Origin of the sequence: Roseomonas sp. TAS13 (assembly GCF_001950415.1) — a bacterium.
GTDB lineage: Bacteria > Pseudomonadota > Alphaproteobacteria > Acetobacterales > Acetobacteraceae > Roseomonas > Roseomonas mucosa.
This window is the reverse complement of the sequence record NZ_BDLP01000278.1, coordinates 1-6,010: the sequence shown is the minus strand read 5'-3', so window position 1 is coordinate 6,010 and position 6,010 is coordinate 1. Positions and strand designations below refer to the sequence as shown.

Annotated in this window: 5 protein-coding genes; 4 read left to right on the top strand and 1 reads right to left on the bottom strand. The window is 69.5% G+C overall.

The window, feature by feature from the left end:
- Window positions 1–100: 100 nt before the first annotated feature.
- Window positions 101–1,564, bottom strand: a complete 1,464-nt coding sequence (locus tag ROTAS13_RS17960) for a short-chain fatty acyl-CoA regulator family protein (RefSeq protein WP_058390294.1) — start codon at window positions 1,562–1,564, stop codon at window positions 101–103.
- Window positions 1,565–1,666: 102 nt separating this feature from the next.
- On the opposite strand from ROTAS13_RS17960, the gene ROTAS13_RS17955 reads away from it, so the two are divergent.
- The 4 genes from ROTAS13_RS17955 to ROTAS13_RS17940 form a co-directional block, all read left to right on the top strand.
- Window positions 1,667–3,190 (top strand): MmgE/PrpD family protein, encoded by a 1,524-nt coding sequence (locus ROTAS13_RS17955; RefSeq protein WP_075823013.1) that lies wholly within the window; start codon window positions 1,667–1,669, stop codon window positions 3,188–3,190.
- 13 nt (window positions 3,191–3,203) lie between these two features.
- Window positions 3,204–4,361 carry a 2-methylcitrate synthase gene (gene prpC, locus ROTAS13_RS17950; RefSeq protein ID WP_019462173.1) on the top strand — a complete coding sequence of 386 codons (1,158 nt, stop codon included), beginning with the start codon at window positions 3,204–3,206 and terminating at the stop codon, window positions 4,359–4,361.
- Entirely contained in the window at window positions 4,358–5,281 is a 924-nt protein-coding gene (prpB, locus tag ROTAS13_RS17945; protein ID WP_019462174.1) for a methylisocitrate lyase, read from the top strand. The genes prpC and prpB overlap by 4 nt, the downstream gene beginning before the upstream one ends.
- Window positions 5,282–5,526: 245 nt before the next feature.
- On the top strand, window positions 5,527–6,010 hold a 484-nt coding region (locus tag ROTAS13_RS17940; protein ID WP_139323422.1), incomplete at its 3' end, for a hypothetical protein.

Below are 6,010 nucleotides of genomic sequence, written 5' to 3'. Positions count from 1 at the left end.
CTCTATGCTGACGTCGAGACTTGTGATCAAGAGACAGGGCGAGAGGCGGAGCCTCTCCCCCGGGACAGCGCAACGCGGCCAGGGAAGGCCACCGCCCGGATCAGGTCCGCACGCGATAGGGCACCACGCCGCGTTCCAGGCTGCCGACATCGATCGACTGGCTGGCGGGCGGCACGGCGCGATGGCGGCAGTCGGTGCGTTCGCAGGCGCGGCAGCCGGGGCCGATCGGGTCGTGGAAGCCCGGGTCGCGCAGGTCGAGGCCGGTGGCGTAGACGGTGCGCCCGGCATAGTCGATCTCGCAGCCGATCACGACGGCGACGTTGCGCGGGCGGCTGAGATAGGCGCCGCCGCCGCGCCCCACCGTGCGGGCGATGCTGAGATAGGCGACGCCGTCCGGTGTCCGCGCCACCTGCACCAGCACGCGGCCGGGCTGGGTGAAGGCGCGGTACACGTTCCAGAGCGGGCAGGGGCCGCCGAAGCGGGCGAAGCGGAAGCGCGTGGCGCTGCTGCGCTTGAGCACGTTGCCGGCGATATCCGTCTTCACCAGGAAGAAGGGGATGCCGGGGCGGCCCGGGCGCTGGAGGGTGCTGAGCCGGTGGCAGACCTGCTCGAAACTGGCGCCGAAGCGGGCCTGCAACTGCTCGATGTCGTAGCGCAGCAGCTCGGCCTCGCGCAGGAAGGGTTCGTAGGGCATCAGCAGCGCCCCGGCGAAGTAGTTCGCGAGGCCGATCCGCGCCAGGGCGCGCGCCCCGGCGCTGGCCAGGCCGGCGGCGCGGATCTCGGCCAGGACCAGCGCGCGCTGGTCCAGCAGGGCGACCACATGCGCCATCCAGAAGAGCCGGCTGGCGGGCGCGGCCTCCTTGGCGAGGAGAAGCTGCCCCTCCCGTCTTTGCAGGCGCCAGACCGTGCCCTGGGCCAGCAGGCCGGGCGTCTCGGCGATGGCGATGCCGTGCCGGTCGCGCAGGTGGCGGGCCAGATGATCCTGGGTGATGACGCCATCGGGGCTCAGCCGTTCCGCCAGTGCCTCGGCGGCGCGGTCCAGACGGTCGAAATGGTTGTTGCGCGACTGCACCCATTCCCCGACGTCGTCATAGGGGAAATGCGGCACGGCGGCGAAATCCTCGCCCGATCCCCCATTGGCGGCGATACGGTCGTGCAGTTCCTGGTGCTGTTCGCTCAGCGCCCGATAGGCGCGGTAGAGGGTGAGGAAGCGGTCCGCCACCTCCGGCGCCGCGCGCACCGCCGCCCGCGCTTCCTCCATGGACACGGTGCCCTTGCCGAAGAGCGCGTCGCCGCAGGCCTCGCGCAGGTTGTCGGCCAGCCGCTGGTCGCGCTCCTCTCCGAACAGCCCTTCCGGCACGCCCAGGCGTTCCGCCGCGCGGCGGCGCAGCCGGGCGGTGAGGGGGCGCAGATCCGCCTCCATCTGGCTGAGATAGCTGGGCGAGATGCCGAGCCGTTCCGCCAGCGCCGCCTGGCTCAGCCCGCGCGAGAGGCGGAGCCGCCGCAGCCGGTCGCCGGCGAAGACCTTGCTGTCATGGCGCTGCGGGGTCTTCACAAACTTCACAAACCATCCGCCGGGAATGGCACGATTATGCCGAAAGCCAGGCTGACCTCCCAGGGCTGTCGTGACAAACTTCGCAAAATACCAGGGAGCGAGGGTCAGCCCATGCAGATCCATGACGTGCGCGTGCACCCCGAGGCCAACCGGCTGAAGCGGGAGGAGCAACTGGCCTGGAAGATCGCCGAGGTGGCGGCCGACCCGGTGGCGGTCGAGGCGGAGGTCTCGGAGATGATCGTCAACCGGATCATCGACAACGCCTCCGTCGCCATCGCCGCGATCAACCGGCACCCGGTCACCACGGCCCGCACCGAGGCACTGGCGCATCCCCGCGCGGGCGGCGCCACCGTCTTCGGGCTGGGGCCGGATGTGCGGGTCCATGCGGAATGGGCGGCCTGGGCGAACGGCACGGCGGTGCGGGAGCTGGACTACCACGACACCTTCCTGGCGGCGGAATATTCCCACCCCGGCGACAATATCCCGCCGATCCTGGCCGTGGCGCAGCAATGCGGCGCGGATGGCCGTGCGCTGATCCGCAGCCTCGCCACGGGCTACGAGATCCAGGTCGATCTCGTGAAGGCGATCTGCCTGCACAAGCACAAGATCGACCATGTGGCGCATCTCGGCCCCTCGGTGGCGGCGGGCATCGGCACGCTGCTGGGGCTGGACACGGCCACCATCTACCAGGCGGTGCAGCAGGCGCTGCACGTGACCACGGCCACGCGCCAGAGCCGCAAGGGCGAGATCAGCTCCTGGAAGGCCTTCGCCCCCTCCCATGCCGGCAAGCTGGCGGTGGAGGCGGTGGACCGCGCCATGCTGGGCGAGGGCGCGCCGAGCCCGATCTACGAGGGCGAGGACAGCGTGATCGCCTGGATGCTGGACGGCAAGGACGCGCATTACCGCGTGCCGCTGCCGGGCAGGGGCGAGGCGAAGCGCGCCATCCTCGACACCTACACCAAGGAGCATTCGGCGGAATACCAGAGCCAGGCGCTGATCGACCTCGCCTTCCGCATGGGCAGGCAGGTCAAGGACTGGGACGATGTGGACGACATCCTGATCGAGACCAGCCACCACACGCACTACGTCATCGGCACCGGCGCCAACGACCCGCAGAAGATGGACCCGGAGGCGTCGCGCGAGACGCTGGACCATTCCATCATGTACATCGTCGCCGTCGCCCTGCAGGACGGCGAATGGCACCATGTGCGATCCTATGCCCCGGAGCGGGCGAGGCGGCCCGACACGGTGCGGCTCTGGCACAGGATCCGCACGGTGGAGGACCCGAAATGGACCGAGCGCTACCACGCGCATGATCCGGCGGTGAAGGCCTTCGGCGGCCGCATCACCATCCGCATGAAGGATGGCAGCGAGATCAGCGACGAGCTGGCCGTGGCCAATGCGCACAGCCTGGGCGCCACCCCCTGGAAGCGGCCGGACTACATCCGCAAGTTCCGCACGCTGACCGAGGGCATCCTCGACAATGCGGAGGCGGAGCGTTTCCTTGCGCTGGTGCAGCGCCTGCCGGAGCTGCGGGCGGAGGAGCTCGCCGGGCTGACCGTCTCCCTGCCGCAAGGGAAGCTGGCGCGCAACGAGCACCGCGGCATCTTCGGCTGGCCCGGCGGGAATGGATAAGGGAGGAGAAGCCATGAGCGAAACCGTCACCCCGAAGCCCAAGAAATCCGTTGCCCTGTCCGGCGTCGTCGCCGGCAACACCGCGCTCTGCACCGTGGGGCGCAGCGGCAACGACCTGCACTACCGCGGCTACGACATCCTGGAGATCGCGGCGCAGTGCGAGTTCGAGGAGATCGCCTATCTCCTCGTCCACGGTTCCCTGCCCACCGAGGCGGAGCTGCGCGGCTACAAGGCCAAGCTGCGCTCCTGGCGCGGCATTCCCGCCGCGGTGAAGCAGGTGCTGGAGGCGCTGCCCGCCGCATCGCATCCGATGGACGTGATGCGCAGCGGCGTCTCGGCGCTGGGCTGCGCCCTGCCGGAACAGGAGGACCACAACCCGAGCGGCGCGCGCGACATCGCCGACCGGCTGATGGCCTCGCTCGGCTCGATGCTGCTCTACTGGCATCACTTCTCGCAGAACGGCCGGCGCATCGAGGTCGAGACGGACGACGACAGCATCGGCGGCCATTTCCTGCACCTGCTGCATGGGCGCGAGCCCTCGGCGAAATGGGTGCGGGCGATGCACACCTCGCTGAACCTCTATGCCGAGCACGAGTTCAACGCCTCCACCTTCACCTGCCGGGTGATCGCGGGCACGGGTTCCGACCTCTATTCCGCCATCGCCGGCGGCATCGGCGCGCTGCGCGGGCCCAAGCATGGCGGCGCGAACGAGTTCGCCTTCGCCGTGCAGAAGCGCTACGCCGACCCGGACGAGGCCGAGGCCGATATCCGCCGCCGCGTCGCGGAGAAGGAGGTGGTGATCGGCTTCGGCCATCCCGTCTACACCGTCTCCGACCCGCGCAACGCGGTGATCAAGCAGGTGGCGGAGGACCTGTCGCGGCAGGTCGGCTCCATGAAGATGTTCCGGATCGCGGAGCGCATCGAGGCGGTGATGGCGGACACCAAGCGGATGTTCGCCAACCTCGACTGGTACTCGGCCGTCTCCTACCACATGATGGGCGTGCCGACGGCGATGTTCACGCCGCTCTTCGTCATCGCCCGCACCGCCGGCTGGTCCGCCCATGTGCTGGAGCAGCGGGCGGACAACAAGATCATCCGTCCCAATGCCAACTACACCGGCCCGGAGGACCGCCCCTTCGTGCCGCTGAAGGAGCGGGAGAGCCTGTCTTGACCTACCTCGTCGCCAGCGACCTTCCCGCCCGTCCGGCCGGGGAGCGGTTCCGCGCGCTGCTGGACAGCCCCGGCATCCTGCAGCTTCCCGGCGCGCATAACGGCCAGGCGGCCCTGCAGGCGAGGGCGGCGGGCTTCGAGGGGCTGTACCTGTCCGGCGCCGCCATGACCGCCTCGATGGGCCTGCCGGATCTCGGCATCATCACGGTGGACGAGGTCTGCTTCTTCATCCGCCAGATCGCCCGCGCCTCCGGCCTGCCGCTGCTGGTGGATGGCGACACGGGCTATGGGGAGGCGCTGAACGTCATGCACATGGTCCGCGCCTTCGAGGAGGCGGGGGCCGGGGCGGTGCATATCGAGGACCAGCTCCTGCCCAAGAAATGCGGGCACCTGAACGACAAGAAGCTGGCCGACGCGCATGACATGGCGGCGAAGGTGGCTGCGGCGGCGCGGGCGCGGCGGCATCTCGTGCTGGTGGCGCGCACCGATGCGGCGGCGAGCGAGGGCATCGACGGCGCCGTGGCGCGGGCGAGGCTCTACCTGGAGGCCGGGGCGGATGCGATCTTCCCCGAGGCGCTGACCACGGCCGAGATGTTCCGGGAGTTCGCCCGCCGCATGCCGGGCGCGAAGCTGCTGGCCAACATGACCGAGTTCGGCCGCACGCCCTTCTTCACGGCCAGCGAGTTCGAGGAGATGGGCTATTCCATGGTGATCTGGCCGGTCTCCTCGCTCCGCGTCGCGAACAAGGCGCAGGAGGAGCTCTACGCCGCCATCCGCCGCGACGGCGGCACGCAGAAGATGATCGAGCGCATGCAGACGCGGGCGGAGCTCTACGCCACCATCGGCTATGGCGATTACGAGGCGCTGGACGCCTCCATCGTGAGGACCGTGGTGCCGCAGGGCATGCCGCAGAAGGGCTGATCACGGGACGGTCCCGCTCGGGCGGCAACGTCCGGGCTCCCGCCGCCAGGATGGAAGCATCCGAATGGAGGATCGAAGAATTCCCGTAGAACCGGGATGAAGTTTGCGCTCGGGCCCAGAGTCTGTTTTTAGATCACCCGAAATCGAAGATCGGGATGGCGAGGGGGAGTCTCGCTCCATTTTCTTGCGAAGGGCCATCCTGAGTTGATGCGCAGGCCCTCTTACTACTCTGGGAAGATCGAGGGGTGACTATGTTCCAGCAGGATGCGCGAACGCGGCGGGGATCGGACACGGCGGAGCCTGGCGCACAGGCTGGGCAGACGGCGAAGCGGAGGTTCGAGGCCCTCAAGGTCCTGGCGACGGTCGATGACATCGCCGGCAGGTTGCATCTCATCCCCTATCCCGCACGCGCCAATGTCGAGTTCCTGCTGCTCGACATCCGGACGCAGCTCCGGGCCGACCATCCCGATCCGGCGAAGCTGCGTGCCTCGCTGATGGCCGTCCAGCGGCTTCTCTCGACCTCCCAGGCTGCGCGGGAACGATGGGCGGAGCAGATGGCCGACCGCCCTGTGCCGCCGGACCCCGCCCCTGCGACGGCGCGCCCATCCGGTTCCCGCCATGGCATGGGCCGGATGGCCGGGCTGCTGGCGGTCGCCTGCCTGGTGGCCGGTGGGGGAATGCTGCTCCGCCCGGATGGCGTGGAGGCGATCCGGGCGGAGCCTGTCTCTT